This is a genomic window from Candidatus Accumulibacter necessarius, from assembly GCF_036625085.1.
Window position 1 is genome coordinate 174,946 of the sequence record NZ_JAZKUM010000007.1, and the last position, 12,869, is coordinate 187,814.

The 12,869-nt window shown below is 60.8% G+C and carries 13 protein-coding genes and 1 pseudogene; 9 read left to right on the plus strand and 5 right to left on the minus strand.

Translation table 11 applies throughout. The annotated features are described in order from the left end of the window. Both V5B44_RS19130 and V5B44_RS19135 read left to right on the plus strand, forming a co-directional pair. A complete protein-coding gene (locus V5B44_RS19130; protein ID WP_332360666.1) occupies positions 1–141 on the plus strand; it encodes a DUF3149 domain-containing protein in 141 nt (46 codons plus the stop codon). 166 nt (positions 142–307) lie between these two features. Continuing rightward, on the plus strand, positions 308–832 hold the full coding sequence (locus V5B44_RS19135) for a TonB family protein (protein WP_332360668.1): 525 nt from the start codon (positions 308–310) through the stop codon (positions 830–832). On the opposite strand, the gene V5B44_RS19140 is transcribed toward V5B44_RS19135, so the two are convergent. Beyond that, positions 810–1,373, minus strand: coding sequence for an NUDIX hydrolase (locus V5B44_RS19140; RefSeq protein ID WP_332360669.1), 564 nt, complete (start codon positions 1,371–1,373; stop codon positions 810–812). The two genes, V5B44_RS19135 and V5B44_RS19140, sit on opposite strands and share 23 nt — an antisense overlap. A gap of 339 nt (positions 1,374–1,712) precedes the next feature. Here V5B44_RS19140 and motA point away from each other — a divergent pair, with 339 nt between their 5' ends. The 3 genes from motA (at position 1,713) to V5B44_RS19155 (ending at position 5,935) form a co-directional block, all read left to right on the plus strand. Next, positions 1,713–2,570 carry a flagellar motor stator protein MotA gene (motA, locus tag V5B44_RS19145; RefSeq protein ID WP_332360670.1) on the plus strand — a complete coding sequence of 286 codons (858 nt, stop codon included), beginning with the start codon at positions 1,713–1,715 and terminating at the stop codon, positions 2,568–2,570. A gap of 30 nt (positions 2,571–2,600) precedes the next feature. After that, complete coding sequence (gene motB / locus V5B44_RS19150; protein ID WP_332360672.1) at positions 2,601–3,563, plus strand: flagellar motor protein MotB; 963 nt, start codon at positions 2,601–2,603, stop codon at positions 3,561–3,563. Between the two features lie 155 nt (positions 3,564–3,718). Then, on the plus strand, positions 3,719–5,935 hold the full coding sequence (locus tag V5B44_RS19155; protein ID WP_332360674.1) for an alpha-amylase family glycosyl hydrolase: 2,217 nt from the start codon (positions 3,719–3,721) through the stop codon (positions 5,933–5,935). 107 nt (positions 5,936–6,042) lie between these two features. Here the strand turns inward: V5B44_RS19155 and V5B44_RS19160 are convergent, their stop codons facing one another. After that, positions 6,043–6,651: a glutathione S-transferase gene (locus V5B44_RS19160; protein ID WP_332360676.1), complete on the minus strand. Its 609-nt coding sequence runs from the start codon at positions 6,649–6,651 to the stop codon at positions 6,043–6,045. Positions 6,652–6,764: 113 nt separating this feature from the next. On the opposite strand from V5B44_RS19160, the gene purB reads away from it, so the two are divergent. From purB to V5B44_RS19180, 4 genes and pseudogenes are all read left to right on the plus strand, one after another. Continuing rightward, the gene (gene purB / locus V5B44_RS19165; protein ID WP_434735485.1) at positions 6,765–8,141 is read left to right on the plus strand and encodes an adenylosuccinate lyase; all 1,377 of its coding nucleotides are present in this window, start codon (positions 6,765–6,767) and stop codon (positions 8,139–8,141) included. Next, positions 8,141–8,476: a hypothetical protein gene (locus V5B44_RS19170; RefSeq protein WP_332360681.1), complete on the plus strand. Its 336-nt coding sequence runs from the start codon at positions 8,141–8,143 to the stop codon at positions 8,474–8,476. Before purB ends, V5B44_RS19170 begins: the two co-directional genes overlap by 1 nt. Before the next feature lie 24 nt (positions 8,477–8,500). Beyond that, positions 8,501–8,635, plus strand: a pseudogene (locus tag V5B44_RS19175) (DUF2322 family protein); the annotation flags it as partial. Positions 8,636–8,728: 93 nt separating this feature from the next. Continuing rightward, positions 8,729–9,184 (plus strand): c-type cytochrome, encoded by a 456-nt coding sequence (locus tag V5B44_RS19180; RefSeq protein WP_332360683.1) that lies wholly within the window; start codon positions 8,729–8,731, stop codon positions 9,182–9,184. A gap of 69 nt (positions 9,185–9,253) precedes the next feature. Here the strand turns inward: V5B44_RS19180 and V5B44_RS19185 are convergent, their stop codons facing one another. From V5B44_RS19185 to secD, 3 genes are read right to left on the minus strand one after another with little or no spacing between them, the layout of a single operon-like run. Next, on the minus strand, positions 9,254–9,946 hold the full coding sequence (locus tag V5B44_RS19185) for a cytochrome b/b6 domain-containing protein (RefSeq protein WP_332360685.1): 693 nt from the start codon (positions 9,944–9,946) through the stop codon (positions 9,254–9,256). 57 nt (positions 9,947–10,003) lie between these two features. Then, positions 10,004–10,948 (minus strand): protein translocase subunit SecF, encoded by a 945-nt coding sequence (secF, locus tag V5B44_RS19190; RefSeq protein ID WP_332360687.1) that lies wholly within the window; start codon positions 10,946–10,948, stop codon positions 10,004–10,006. A 12-nt stretch (positions 10,949–10,960) separates the two neighbouring features. Next, complete coding sequence (gene secD / locus V5B44_RS19195; RefSeq protein WP_332360689.1) at positions 10,961–12,838, minus strand: protein translocase subunit SecD; 1,878 nt, start codon at positions 12,836–12,838, stop codon at positions 10,961–10,963. Between the last annotated feature and the right edge of the window lie 31 nt (positions 12,839–12,869).

Consider the following 12,869-nt stretch of genomic DNA (forward strand, 5'->3'; position numbering starts at 1 on the left):
ATGGCTTGGGATCTTTTGTTTACGAGTGATTACGGTTTGTTCAGCTTGTTCGTGATCGTCTTCGTCATTGGCATGGCAGGGTGGTTTTCGTATTTCTTCAGCAAGAAAATGCGCGAAGACGAGAGGCAAGCCAGAAGATAGGCTGGGTTCCCGCCGCCTGCTGCTCGCGCTGACGGCATCGGTGCTGGCGCACGCGGGTCTGTTGTCGACCGCCTTCAGGTTTTCTCCGGTGCGTGTTGAATTGGCGGCGGCGCCAGTTCAGGTCGTGCTTCAGGTCTCGCACAGGGGCGTGCCGGTCGGAGCTGCAGTGGCACAAAGGCCGACCACGGGCGCTGCCGATGATCGGTTGTCAGCCGCGCCAGAGGCGTCGCGACAGCCGGTTGAGCGGGCACGACGGGCCGTGGTGCGTGCAGCTGTCCCCGAGCCGGCGCCGATGGCCGTGGCAAAGCCCGTGCCCGATCGCTCGTTGCTTCCGGATGCCACGCCTGCTCCCGGGGGTGGCCCTGCGGCGGTGCGTGAAGGCGTCAGCCCGGATGATCTGCGCCAGTATCGGCTGGCGCTGGCAATGGCAGCCCGTCGCTTCAAACGCTATCCACCACTGGCCCGCGAGCGCGGCTGGGAGGGAAGGGTCGAGGTGGCGGTGAGCGTGAGCCCATGGCAGCCTGGCCCGCAGTCTTCGCTTGTCCACTCAAGCGGGCATGCCGCACTGGATGAGCAGGCTCTGTCGATGATCGCGCAGGCTTCGGCGACCACGATGCTGCCTGAAAGTCTGAAGGGTAGGGACTTCCGCGTCCTGCTGCCAATCGAATTCACCCTTGACGATGATCGCTGACCGGTACCGCCGGACGCGGTAGGTCGTCTTCATGAAAAACAAAGCGCCCCGCCTTGCGGTCAGCGAAATAGGCTTGCAGGCACAGCGTGACGCTCTGGAAGGCCAGAGACTGCCACGGCAGGGTCTGTTCGGAGAACAACCCGGTTTCCAGGGTTTCGAGGCCGGCGGCGAAGCTAGTATCGAGCAGCCGAGCCCGATAGAACAGATGCACCTGGTTGATGTGCGGCACATTGACCAGCGAAAAGAGCTGCTGGATGTCGACCCGGGCACAGGCTTCCTCCAGTGTTTCCCGGATGGCGGCCTGGGTCGTCGATTCACCGTTTTCCATGAAGCCGGCCGGCAGGGTCCATAAGCCGTAACGTGGTGCAATCGAACGTCGACAGAGGAGAATCTGGTCCTGCCACTCGGCAATGCAGCCGACCACAAGCTTCGGGTTGACGTAATGAATCGTCCCGCAGCGCTGGCACACGTGACGTGGCAGGTTGTCGCCGTCGGGAATCAGCAGCTTCACCGTGTCGCCGCATTGACTGCAGAAATTCATCCGTGGAGTTCCTTCAACCGTTGCCTGATCATCCGGCAAGTCTATATGATTCATCCGGAGAGGGAACGCCCGAGAGCGGCCTTTTGTCCCGATCGTGGCCTTGCCGCCTGTCGGAGATGCGGCTGGCGACGGGGGAAGGTTCTCGCTGCTCTATCGGTGGCCGTCAGTCGGCTTGCGGAAGCAATCTCCCGCGGGTGCCAGGGAATCCGCGACCGGCATCCTGATGCCGTGGCTCGGGGATTGTCCTCAGCCAGTGGTTCGCAATCTGGCTACAATGCGGGACAATGGTTAGGTTCGGTCGGCGGCGTTCATCGAGGGCGCCATGACAAGGGGGGGTGGATGTTTCTGATTGTTGGTTACGTGATCATTCTGGCCTCGGCATTGGGAACCTATGCCGTGCACGGCAGCCTCGCGGCGCTCTGGGTACCACTCGAGTATATTGCCATCGTCGGCCTGACCGTCGGTGGTTTCGTGGCCTCCAACGACATCAAGATCATCAAGTCGACGGTCGGCGCCTTACCCGGAATATTCAAGGGATCGAAGTTCACCAGGATCCTTTACGTCGATCTGCTGGCGATGCTTTTCGAGGTCCTGGTCAAGGTCCGCAAGGAAGGCCTGATGTCGATCGAGAACGACGTCGAGAACCCGCAAGAGAGCCCGATATTCACCAAGTATCCGGTGCTTTCCAGCGACCATCATGTGATGGAATTCATCACTGATTATCTGCGGATGATGGTTGGCGGCAACCTCAATGCCATCGAAATCGAGAGCCTGATGGATATCGAGATCGAGACGCACCACCACGAGGTTGAGACGCCGGGCCACGTGGTCTCCAAGGTGGCTGACGCGGTGCCGGCTTTCGGTATCATTGTCGCGGTCATGGGGGTGGTGAACGTCATGGGCTCGGTCGGCGAGCCGCCGGCGGTGCTGGGCAAGATGATCGGCGGGGCTCTGGTGGGCACCTTTCTGGGTATTCTCATTGCCTATGGTTTCGTCTCGCCGGTGGCCAACCTGCTTGAGCAAAAGGCGCAGGAGGGTTCCAAGATCTACCAGGTCATCAAGGTTGTGCTGTTGGCGTCGATGTCTGGTTATGCGCCACAAGTGGCGGTCGAGTTCGGGCGCAAGGCGCTGGCTGCCGGGGTACGTCCGACTTTCCGTGAGCTGGAGGAAGAACTCAAGGCCCGCAAGGGCAAGTGAGTAGCGCTTCTGCGACCGATGGGGGACTGAATGAGCGACGATATACGGCCAATAGTCATCAAGCGCGTGAAAAAGGTGACAGGCGGTCACCATGGTGGCGCCTGGAAGATTGCCTATGCCGATTTCGTCACCGCGATGATGGCTTTTTTCCTGCTCATGTGGTTGCTGGGTTCCACCGCCAGCGGTGACCTGAAAGGGATCGCCGATTACTTTCAGAATCCGCTCAAGATCGCCTCGCAAGGGGGTTCGGGAACCGGTGACAGCTCGAGTGTTCTGAAGGGTGGCGGCAAGGACCTGACGCGCAGTGCCGGTCAGGTCAAGGGTGGCGACATCGATGCCAAGAGCAAGACCGTGAACCTCAAGGAGACCAACGCCGAACAGGCGCGCAAGGAGTTCGAGGAGCGCGAGAAGGTAGTGCTCGGCGAACTCAAGCAGAGTATCGAGAGGCTGATCGAAAGCAATCCCGCACTCAAGCAGTTCAAGAACCAGCTCCTGATAGACATCACCAGCGAGGGTTTGCGGATTCAGATCGTCGATGAGCAGAACCGCCCCATGTTCGATACCAGTAGCGCCGAGCTGAAGGCGTACACCCGCGTCATTCTGCGCGAGATAGGCAAGGCGCTTAATGCCGTACCGAACAAGTTGAGTCTGTCGGGTCACACCGATGCAGCCCAGTTCGGCGGTGGCGACAAGGGCTTTTCGAACTGGGAGCTATCGGCCAATCGCGCGAACGCTTCCCGGCGCGAGTTGATTTTGGGCGGGATGGATGAGCACAAGGTACTGCGCGTCGTAGGACTCGCTTCCACGGTTCTGTTTGACAAGAACGATCCGTTGAGCTCGATCAATCGCCGGATCAGTATAGTCGTCCTGAACAGACGGGCGGAAGAGTCCCTGTTGCAGGAAGACGGCAAGGTCGACGCGGTCGAGGTGGGGGGCCAGGGACTCGACGCCAAGAGTATTGCTCCTCAGGTGGGTTCCGGCAGCAACGGTTGAAGAGAAAGTCACCGGCATCCGTCTGGCGAAGAGTTTGTTGTGGCCATCGGCAGCCCGGCAGTGGCCGGATAGCAACCGGGCAGGGATTTTCTGAGGCCTGCCCATCTCGTGGGAGGTGGAACCAGATGAGAAAGAATGGTCTTTGCAGCTGCCTGTTGGCTGCTTTGGTGATGGTGGCGAGTGCCGGCCCGGCCTCCGGGCTAGAGTTTGGAAGTAGCGAAGAAACCCGCTACGGCGCCCATTTCGGTGCCGACAAATGGGTCGATTTTATCGTTTACGCACCAGAGGCAACGGCGGTAGACCTCCTGCTGTACAGTGATCCGCGAGCACGGGCGCCGAAGCATCGGGTGCGCATGACCCGTTCGGGCGACGACTGGAAAGTCCGGGTACGCGGGGCAAACGTCGGTCACGATCTGTTCTACATGTATCAGGCCAGCGGCATGCGCGTGGTCTCACCTGAACGGCCGTACGGCCCCTTGTTCAACCCCGCCTATGTGCTCAATGACCCCTATGCTTATCGCACCGACAACGTCAGGTACGATGCGTTTTTCAATAGCGTTCCCTTTGCCGACAGGCAGGCTTCAGTCTATGCCGGCGGAGGCAAGAGTGCCGTTTACGACCATTCCCGGGACCGCTTTCCGGGGCACGTGAAGATTGCGCCCGAGGATCTCATCGTTTACGAGCTTCACGTCCAGGACTACACGGCGACGCTCGCAAAACTGCCTACCAATCAGCGCGGTACCTATCTCGGCCTTACCCGCAGTGGCCTCAGGACTCCCGGAGGCCTTGCCGCCGGAATCGACCACTTGGTTGAACTGGGGGTGAACGCGGTGGAACTGATGCCGGTGATGGAATACGACGAGCAGACCGGCAACGAGAACGGGCGCCTCAACCACTGGGGCTACATGACGACAAATTTTTTTGCGCCGGAAGCACGCTATGCCGCTCGCCCTGGTCGCCAGGTGGTGGAGTTCAAACAGCTGGTCCGCGCTTTGCATGACAGAGGTATCGCCGTTTTCATGGACGTGGTCTATAACCACACGGGTGAACAGGGCCCCTGGGTGGCCGACGGCCGCCTGGCGGCCAAGTGCTTCAACCTGATGTGCTTGGCCGCCGATCGGGTGTACCGGGGGACGCCGGATAAACGCCATTATCTGAACAACACGGGTACCGGCAACGACCTCGATTTCTCCGGTCGCGAACGCTTCAGCAAGCAACTGGTCAGGGATTCGCTGGCTCTGTGGCATGAGGTATACGGGATCGATGGTTTCCGCTTTGACCTGGCGCGAATCCTTGCCGAGGGTTCGGACGACGCTGCCGACTGGGTCGACAACGATCCGCGCTATGCGGCTGCGCACCTTCATGCAGAGCCCTGGGACATGGGGGGCCAGTGGTGGGACTTCATGGACAGCAGCGGCTGGGGTGCCGACAACAATCGCTGGGCCAAATGGTTGGGTCGCTACCGCGACAAGGTCCGCCGCTTCTCGCAGTCCGCACTGAAGAACCCGGGCGCCTTCAAGCAACTCATCGAAGGCTACGGGTCGGTGAGCGATGGCGAGGGGCCTGCCGCTTCGAGCCGGCCATGGCGCTCGATCAATCTGGTTGCCGTTCATGACGGCTATACCCTGCGCGACTGTACCTGGTTCAACGACTCCGATGGTTCGCAGAATTGCTGGGACAGCAACCAGGACGAGGAAGAGCGGCGCAAGCGGCAAAAGCTGCTGCTCGGCGTGCTGCTGACCTCACAGGGGGTGCCGGTCATTCTGCAGGGAGACGAGTTCGGCCAGACCAAGGCCGGCGCATCGTCACAGGAGGGGGCGCGCAACAGTTACAACTATGAGTCCAGCACGGGGGACCTGGCAGTCAACCGGGTGAACTGGGTCGACTGGCGTCTCAAGGACGGCGACAACAGCGCGTCGCCTATGGGTCCGCGCTACGGTACCGAACTCTTCGAATGGACACGCGGATTGATCACGCTGCGCAAACAATGGAGCCATTTCCGCCGCAGTGAGTTCGCGCACTACGTTTCAGCAGCCCCTGACGATCGTTCGGGTCCGATCAATGATGGCCGCTATACCTATACGTGGGAGGGGCCCGCCAGTGGCGAACCGTCGCAACTGGCCGTGGTCTGGTGGGGCAAGGCAGGCGAGCCTGACCTGATGGTCGTCTATAACGAGCGCTGGGAGCCCTTCACGGTGAATAACCTGGCTGACTGGTCGCAGGGCAACTGGAGAATCCTTGCGCGTTCCTGGCTCGGGGCCGGACAGGATCTGTGTCGCCCGGAGAATTGGCAGAAGTCTTGCCCGGAAGCGGGCGACCTCATTACAGTCGCTGGTCGTTCGTTGGCGATCCTGATCAGCGACAATAACTGATCGGGCTACCGGAAGTACCTCTCTGGCCCCTGATGCCGGCAGGCGCCGGACGACCAATGACCGGAACCTGGCTGCCATGTCGGGCAGCCAGGTCGAAAATCAGCCAATCACCCCTGCGGCACGGTGTCCACGAAGGCCGGTCGCTGCATCACCTTGTTGTAAAGGCGAGCGAGGTTGGGGTGCTTGACCTGCCAGTCGATCTCGGGAAAACGGAAAACAAGATAGCCGAGGGCGCAACCGACGGTCACATCGGCGAGCGAGAAATGGGTGCCCATGCACCAGCTATGGTCGCCAAGTTCGCCCGACATGAACCCCAGACTGCGGATGATCTTGTCTTCCTGGCGGGCGACCCAGTCGAGACTCTGTTGGGCGGCAGGCCGCTTTCTCTCCAGGAAGACCAGTGCGGCAGCGTCGCAGACGCCGTCTGCCAGTGCTTCCCAACGCTTGACTTCGCAGCGTTCACGATTTGCGCCGGGCATCAGCTTGTTATTCGGGGCAACATTGTCCAGGTACTCGACGATTACCCGTGAATCGAACAGAACGGTGTCGTCGTCGAGGATCAATACCGGGATTTTGCCCAGTGGATTGACGTTGGCAACCTGGTTCTCCGGTGTCCATGGAGAGTCGAGCTCGAAATCGTAATCGATCTTCTTCTCGGCCAGAACGACCCGAGCCTTGCGTACGTAGGGGCTGGTCAATGATCCGATAAGCTTCATTCGCTTCCTGTCTTTAGCCATGTGCGCCAGATTATAGCATCGCGGTTGAAACCCGCTTACGGGCATCTCTCACAGACAGGTAGAATAGCGATTACCCTGAACACGCCTTGAGGATGTCGAGTATGCCCGATTCTGACCTTACCGCCCTTTCGCCTCTGGACGGTCGCTACGCCGCCAGGCTTGACGCACTGCGGCCGCAGTTTTCCGAATACGGGCTGATCAGGCGCCGCTTGCAGGTCGAGATCGAATGGCTCAAGGCGCTGGCTGCGGAGCCGCATTTCGTCGAGATCCCGGCTTTTTCGGCCGCCACGCTGGGCGAGCTCGATGGCCTGCTGGCCGACTTCGGCCCACTTCAGGCCGCCGAGGTGAAAGCGATCGAGGCGGTAACCAATCACGATGTGAAGGCTCTGGAGTACTGGATCAGGCAGCGTCTGGCAAACAACGCCGAAGTCATGCGCGTCGCCGAGTTCATCCATTTCGCGTGTACCTCCGAGGATATCAACAACCTTGCGCACGCGCTGATGCTGCAGGCGGCGCGAGATGAAACGATGCTGCCGAAGTTTGACCAGGTTCTCGCCCGGTTGCGGGGGCTTGCGCACGAATTGGCCGATCTGCCGATGATGTCGCGCACGCATGGCCAGCCGGCAACGCCGACGACGCTTGGCAAGGAAATGGCCAACGTGGCTTATCGTCTTCGCCGCGCCCGGTCGGCGATTGCCGGGGTGAGGCTGCTAGGCAAGATCAACGGCGCGGTCGGCAACTACAATGCCCATCTGGTGGCCTATCCAGGCTACGATTGGGAGAGCTTTGCCCGACGCTTCGTCGAATCGCTGGGGCTCGAGTTCAATCCGTACACGATTCAGATCGAGCCGCACGACGCGATCGGCGAGTTGTTCGACGCCTTTGCGCGCGCGAACCTGGTCCTCCTCGACCTGAACCGCGATCTCTGGGGCTACATCTCGCTCGGCTTTTTCAGGCAGAAGCTCAAGGCGGGCGAGATCGGTTCATCGACCATGCCGCACAAGGTCAATCCGATCGACTTCGAGAACTCCGAGGGTAACCTCGGGCTGGCCAATGCCTTGCTGCGCCATCTCGCCGACAAGCTGCCGGTTTCGCGCTGGCAACGCGACCTCACCGATTCGACCGTGCTGCGCAATATGGGCGTCGCGCTCGGCTACACGCTGCTTGCCTACGACTCACTGTTGCGCGGGCTGAACAAGCTGGAAGCCGATGCAGAGCGCCTGCACGCCGATCTCGACGCCAACTGGGAACTGCTTGCCGAACCGGTACAGACAGTCATGCGCCGCTATGGCGTGGCGAATCCGTACGAGAAGTTGAAGGAACTGACGCGCGGAAAGCGCGTCTCGCGGGAGGACATGCGGTGTTTCATCGAGTCACTTGAAATCCCCCCAAATGCGAGGAGCGAGCTGCTTGAACTGACGCCATCGGGCTACACCGGCATGGCCAGCCAGCTGGCGAGGAGAATCTGATGAGTGGTCCAGAAACTGTTCGCGAAGCAGACGAGCCGCTGGCAACTGGTACGGCGTCATCGAAGACGATGGTCTGTCCGAGTTGTGAGCGCCTGTTGCCGGTTGGCTCACCTTACTGCCCGCATTGCTGTGGGGACGACGGGCGACGGGGAGCCATCGGCCGCGGCGCCATGTTCGGCTGGGTTTTCGGGTTCCTGGCGGGAGGCCTGGCGAGCGCTGCCTGGTCTTCTTTCGTTGGCCCCGAACAGGCGGGCTGGACAGCGGTGATGACCACCACGTTCACTTGCGCAGTCGTCGGTATGGTCGTCGGGATGGTCGTCAGTCGAAAGGGGTGAGGCGGGGCGAAATTTGCCGAAAACCTGAAGAAGCTGCCGGGAATCGCGCACCTCGCTGCACTCAGGCTGCTAGACGTCGACGGCGAAGTGCTGGCCACGATCGAAAACAAGGCCGGCAGTCAGGGCCCTCTGGCGGTGTACAATCATCTGGCACAAATGCGATCTGTGTGCAGTCGGTAGCCGTTGGCTGAAAGCAGCCAAAAGTGGAGAAGTGGTTTTCCGATTTTGTCGTCAACCTGAATGGAGAAAAAAATGAAGAAGGTCGTTGCCGCCCTGGTACTCACCGGTGTTGCCGGAGGGCTTTTCGCCCAGCAGAGCTTGAAGCCCGAAGAAATGATCAAGTTCCGCAAGGCCGGCTACAGCTTCATGGCGTGGAACATGGGCAAGATCAAGGCCAACCTTGAAGGGACCTATAACAAGGAGCAGGTCATTGCGGCGGCAAACGTGGTTGCGGCGACGGCCAACTCGGGCATGGGCGCGCTTTTCGCGGTGGGCACCGAAAAGGACGTCGGTGGTCAGGCCACGCGTGTCAAGCCCGAGTTCTTCAAGGAGCAGGATAAGGTCAGGGAACTGGCGATGGCTTATATCAAGGAAGCCAACGAGTTGCAGAAGGTGGCCGCCACTGGCGACGCTGCGGCTGTCAAGGTGCAGTTTGGCAAGACTGGCGAGAGCTGCAAGGCCTGCCACGACAAGTACCGCAAGGATTGATCGCGATCTGCGCGGGGTAGGCCTGCGCAGAACCGAGGCTGCCCGCAGGCAGCCTCCAGGCGTTGATGCTTACCACCCTGGCGCCGAGACGGGTGCCGGGGGAGCTGTCGGCAGCCAGGCGCCGGAAGCGGCATAGACCGCAGCCAGAGCAACCAGCAAGGCGATGACGAAGGCGATCGGGCCGCCGCCGGTCGCCGAGGTGCCTTGGCCCGGCTCGACATCCTGCCAGCCGGTGAGCATCGGCTTGAGAAGATTGTTCTTCCTGATGCGGATGTAAAAGAAGATCGCCGCCAGGTGCAGAACGACGAGGGCGATCAGCGCATTGACCGACAGCTTGTGCAGGCCGGTCAGTCGGTCGCTCAAGTCCTTTCCGATCAGATCGTGAAGCGGACCGCGGAAAGCGATATCGTCGTTGCCGAACAGGCCACTGGCGACCTGGAAGGCAAGCAGGCCCAGCAGGCTAAAGACCGAGAGGGCGCCGAGCGGATTGTGCCCGACACCTCGCCACTGGCCGCGCAGATAGGCAAGAACTGACGCCGGCGTCGGGAAGAAGCTGGCAAAGCGGGCATAGGTCGAGCCGACAATCCCCCAGACCAGGCGAAAAGTCAACAGCCCGAGAATGGCCAGGCCGAATTTCCCGTGCCAGTCCATCGCATTACCCCCGATCTTGCCGCTGATGAAGGAGGTAAGCACCAGGATGACCAACAACCAGTGAAAAAGGCGTGTCGGCAGGTCCCAAAGCCGAATGCGCTGCCTGTTCATGGGCTTTCCTTCGGCAGGATCAATTCCAGCCTGACGGCTGACGTTCGCCGGGTTCATCTAGACGACCGCGCCATCCTCGTTGGCACCTTCGATCTGCTTCTTCGGGCGGATGAACTGCTCGCGCGAAACGCCGAGCCACATGACCAGCGGACTGGCCACCAGTACCGAGGAGTAGATGCCGAAGCAGATACCGATGGTCAGTGCCAGCGAAAAGTAGTACAGCGTTTCACCACCGAAGACCAGCATCGACAGAACCATCATCTGCGTTGATCCGTGCGTGATGATGGTGCGCGAAATGGTGCTGGTGATCGCGTGGTCGAGTACCTGTGGCGTCGTCAGGCCGCGGACCTTCCGGAACGTCTCGCGCACGCGGTCGAAGACCACAACCGACTCGTTGACCGAGTAACCAAGAACGGCCAACACCGCAGCCAGCACGGAGAGCGAGAACTCCCACTGGAAGAAGGCGAAGAAGCCGAGGATGATGATCACGTCGTGCAGGTTGGCGATGATCGCCGAAACGGAAAAGCGCCACTCGAAGCGAAAGGCCAGGTAAACGACGATGCCGACGACAACCAGCAGTAGGGCCAGGGCCCCGTTCTCCGCCAGTTCCCTGCCCACCTGGGGGCCAACGAATTCCACCCGGCGCAGCGTGGCGCCCGGAGCTTCGGCATCGAGGGCCTGCATCACCGACTCACCGATCCTGGCGGTGTTCTGCTCGGCTTTGAGGGGCAAACGGATCAGGACGTCCTGGCTGGAGCCGAAATTCTGTACCGAGAAGTCGCTGTAGCCGGCCTTGCCGAGGCTCTCGCGGACTTTTTCCAGATTGGCTGCCTGCGCGTAGTTGATCTCGATCAGCGTGCCGCCGGTGAACTCGACCGAGAGGTGCAAACCGCGGCTGAAGAGGAAAAACACCGCCAGCAGGAAAGTGAGCAGCGAGATGACGTTGAACACCACGGCATGGCGCATGAAGGGGATGTCTTTTCTGATGCGGAAGAATTCCATCTTCGTGCTTCCCTATTTGATTTCCGCAGCGCCGACGTTAGCCGGCTTCCAGACCTGACCGATGGCCAGCGACTCGACTTTGCGGCGACGGCCGTAGATCAGGTTGATCATGGCGCGCGAAACAACCACGGCCGAGAACAGGGAGGTCAGAATCCCCAGACAGTGCACGACCGCGAAGCCACGTACGGGGCCTGAGCCAAAAATCAGCAGGGCAATGCCGGCAATCAACGTCGTGATGTTGGAATCGAGAATCGTGCCAAACGCGCGCTCGTAACCGGTGTGGATGGCCGCCTGCGGCGAAGAGCCATTGCGCAGTTCCTCGCGGATGCGCTCGTTGATCAGGACGTTGGCGTCGATCGCCATACCCAGCGTCAGTGCGATGGCGGCGATTCCTGGCAGGGTCAATGTCGCCTGTAGCAAGGAGAGCAGGGCAACCAGGAAGAGCAGATTGGACGCCAGGGCAATGACCGAGACCAGACCGAAGAGCTGGTAGTAGGCGATCATGAAGACGGCAATCGCGGCAAAGCCCCACATCGTCGACTGGAATCCCTTCTGGATGTTGTCCGCGCCGAGACTGGGGCCAATCGTGCGTTCCTCGATGATCTCCATCGGCGCGGCCAGCGAACCAGCGCGCAGCAGTAGTGCCGTGTCGTTGGCCTCCATCGTGCTCATGCGGCCGGAGATCTGGACGCGACCGCCGCCGATCTCCGCGCGTATGACGGGCGCGGTAACCACCTCGCCCTTGCCCTTCTCGATCAGCACAATGGCCATGCGTTTGCCGACGTTGTCGCGCGTGACGTCCTTGAAAATGCGCGCACCGGCCGAATCGAGGGTGAGATGCACAGCGGGTTCATTGGTCTGGTTGTCGAAGCCCGGTTGCGCGTCAGTCAGTCGGTCGCCGGTCAGCACCACCTGCTTCTTGACCAGCAGTGGCATCCCACCGCGTTCGACATACAGTTCGGTACCGAAAGGCACCTGACCGGCCTGGGCCGCTTCGAGGGCGCCGGCGGTTTCCTCGACCATGCGGATTTCCAGCGTTGCGGTACGGCCGAGTATGTCCTTGGCCTTGGCCGTGTCCTGCACACCGGGCAACTGGACGACGATGCGGTCGGCGCCCTGCTGGGCAATCACCGGTTCGGCAACGCCGAGTTCGTTGATCCGATTGTTCAAGGTCGTCATGTTCTGCTTGATTGCGAACTCCTGGATGCGCTTGATCGCCTCGGGCTTGAGCGTGGCGACCAGTCGGAGGTCGTCGCCTTCTCCCTGGTCGACCAGGAGCAGGTCGGACTGGCTGTCTTCCAATACCACTCGGGCCTTATTACGTGTCTCGTTGTCGCGGAAGCGAATGACCACCCGGTCGCCTTCACGGGTAATGCCGGCGTGCCGGACCGTCTTGTCGCGCAACAGACTACGCAGGTCGCCGCTTATCGAGTCCAGGCGCTTGGTCAGTGCCCCCTTCATGTCCACCTGGAGCAGGAAATGTACCCCGCCGCGCAGATCGAGGCCGAGATACATCGGCAGGGCATGCAGACTGGTCAGCCATCGCGGTGAGCTCGACAGCAGGTTGAGTGCAACGACGTACTGCGGGTCGCCTGCGTCGGGGTTGAATTGCTTTTCCAGCAGATCCTTTGCCTGCAACTGGCTGTCCGTGGTTTGCAGGCGAACCTTGACACCGTTGCTGTCAAGGAAGATGCCGTTGCTCTCGATCCCTGCCGTCTGCAGGACCCTGGCCACGCGTTCTCGCGTCTTCTCATCGATCTTCAGCGTCGCCTTGGCACTGGAAACCTGCACCGCTGGCGATTCGCCAAAGAAGTTCGGCAGTGTATAGACCAGGCCGAACAGCAGGGCAAGGGCGACGATAACGTACTTCCAGAGCGGGTAACGATTCATGGATGCTTGCGGGCAGATGGCGCGGGTGCTG

Coding starts and splice junctions, on each gene's coding strand:
- purB (WP_434735485.1), top strand. CDS start 6,765: ATGTCGAGTATGCCCGATTCTGACCTTACCGCCCTTTCGCCTCTGGAC.
- V5B44_RS19160 (WP_332360676.1), bottom strand. CDS start 6,651: ATGAAGCTTATCGGATCATTGACCAGCCCCTACGTACGCAAGGCTCGG.
- V5B44_RS19170 (WP_332360681.1), top strand. CDS start 8,141: ATGAGTGGTCCAGAAACTGTTCGCGAAGCAGACGAGCCGCTGGCAACT.
- V5B44_RS19185 (WP_332360685.1), bottom strand. CDS start 9,946: ATGAACAGGCAGCGCATTCGGCTTTGGGACCTGCCGACACGCCTTTTT.
- secD (WP_332360689.1), bottom strand. CDS start 12,838: ATGAATCGTTACCCGCTCTGGAAGTACGTTATCGTCGCCCTTGCCCTG.
- secF (WP_332360687.1), bottom strand. CDS start 10,948: ATGGAATTCTTCCGCATCAGAAAAGACATCCCCTTCATGCGCCATGCC.
- motA (WP_332360670.1), top strand. CDS start 1,713: ATGTTTCTGATTGTTGGTTACGTGATCATTCTGGCCTCGGCATTGGGA.
- motB (WP_332360672.1), top strand. CDS start 2,601: ATGAGCGACGATATACGGCCAATAGTCATCAAGCGCGTGAAAAAGGTG.
- V5B44_RS19130 (WP_332360666.1), top strand. CDS start 1: ATGGCTTGGGATCTTTTGTTTACGAGTGATTACGGTTTGTTCAGCTTG.
- V5B44_RS19180 (WP_332360683.1), top strand. CDS start 8,729: ATGAAGAAGGTCGTTGCCGCCCTGGTACTCACCGGTGTTGCCGGAGGG.
- V5B44_RS19140 (WP_332360669.1), bottom strand. CDS start 1,373: ATGAATTTCTGCAGTCAATGCGGCGACACGGTGAAGCTGCTGATTCCC.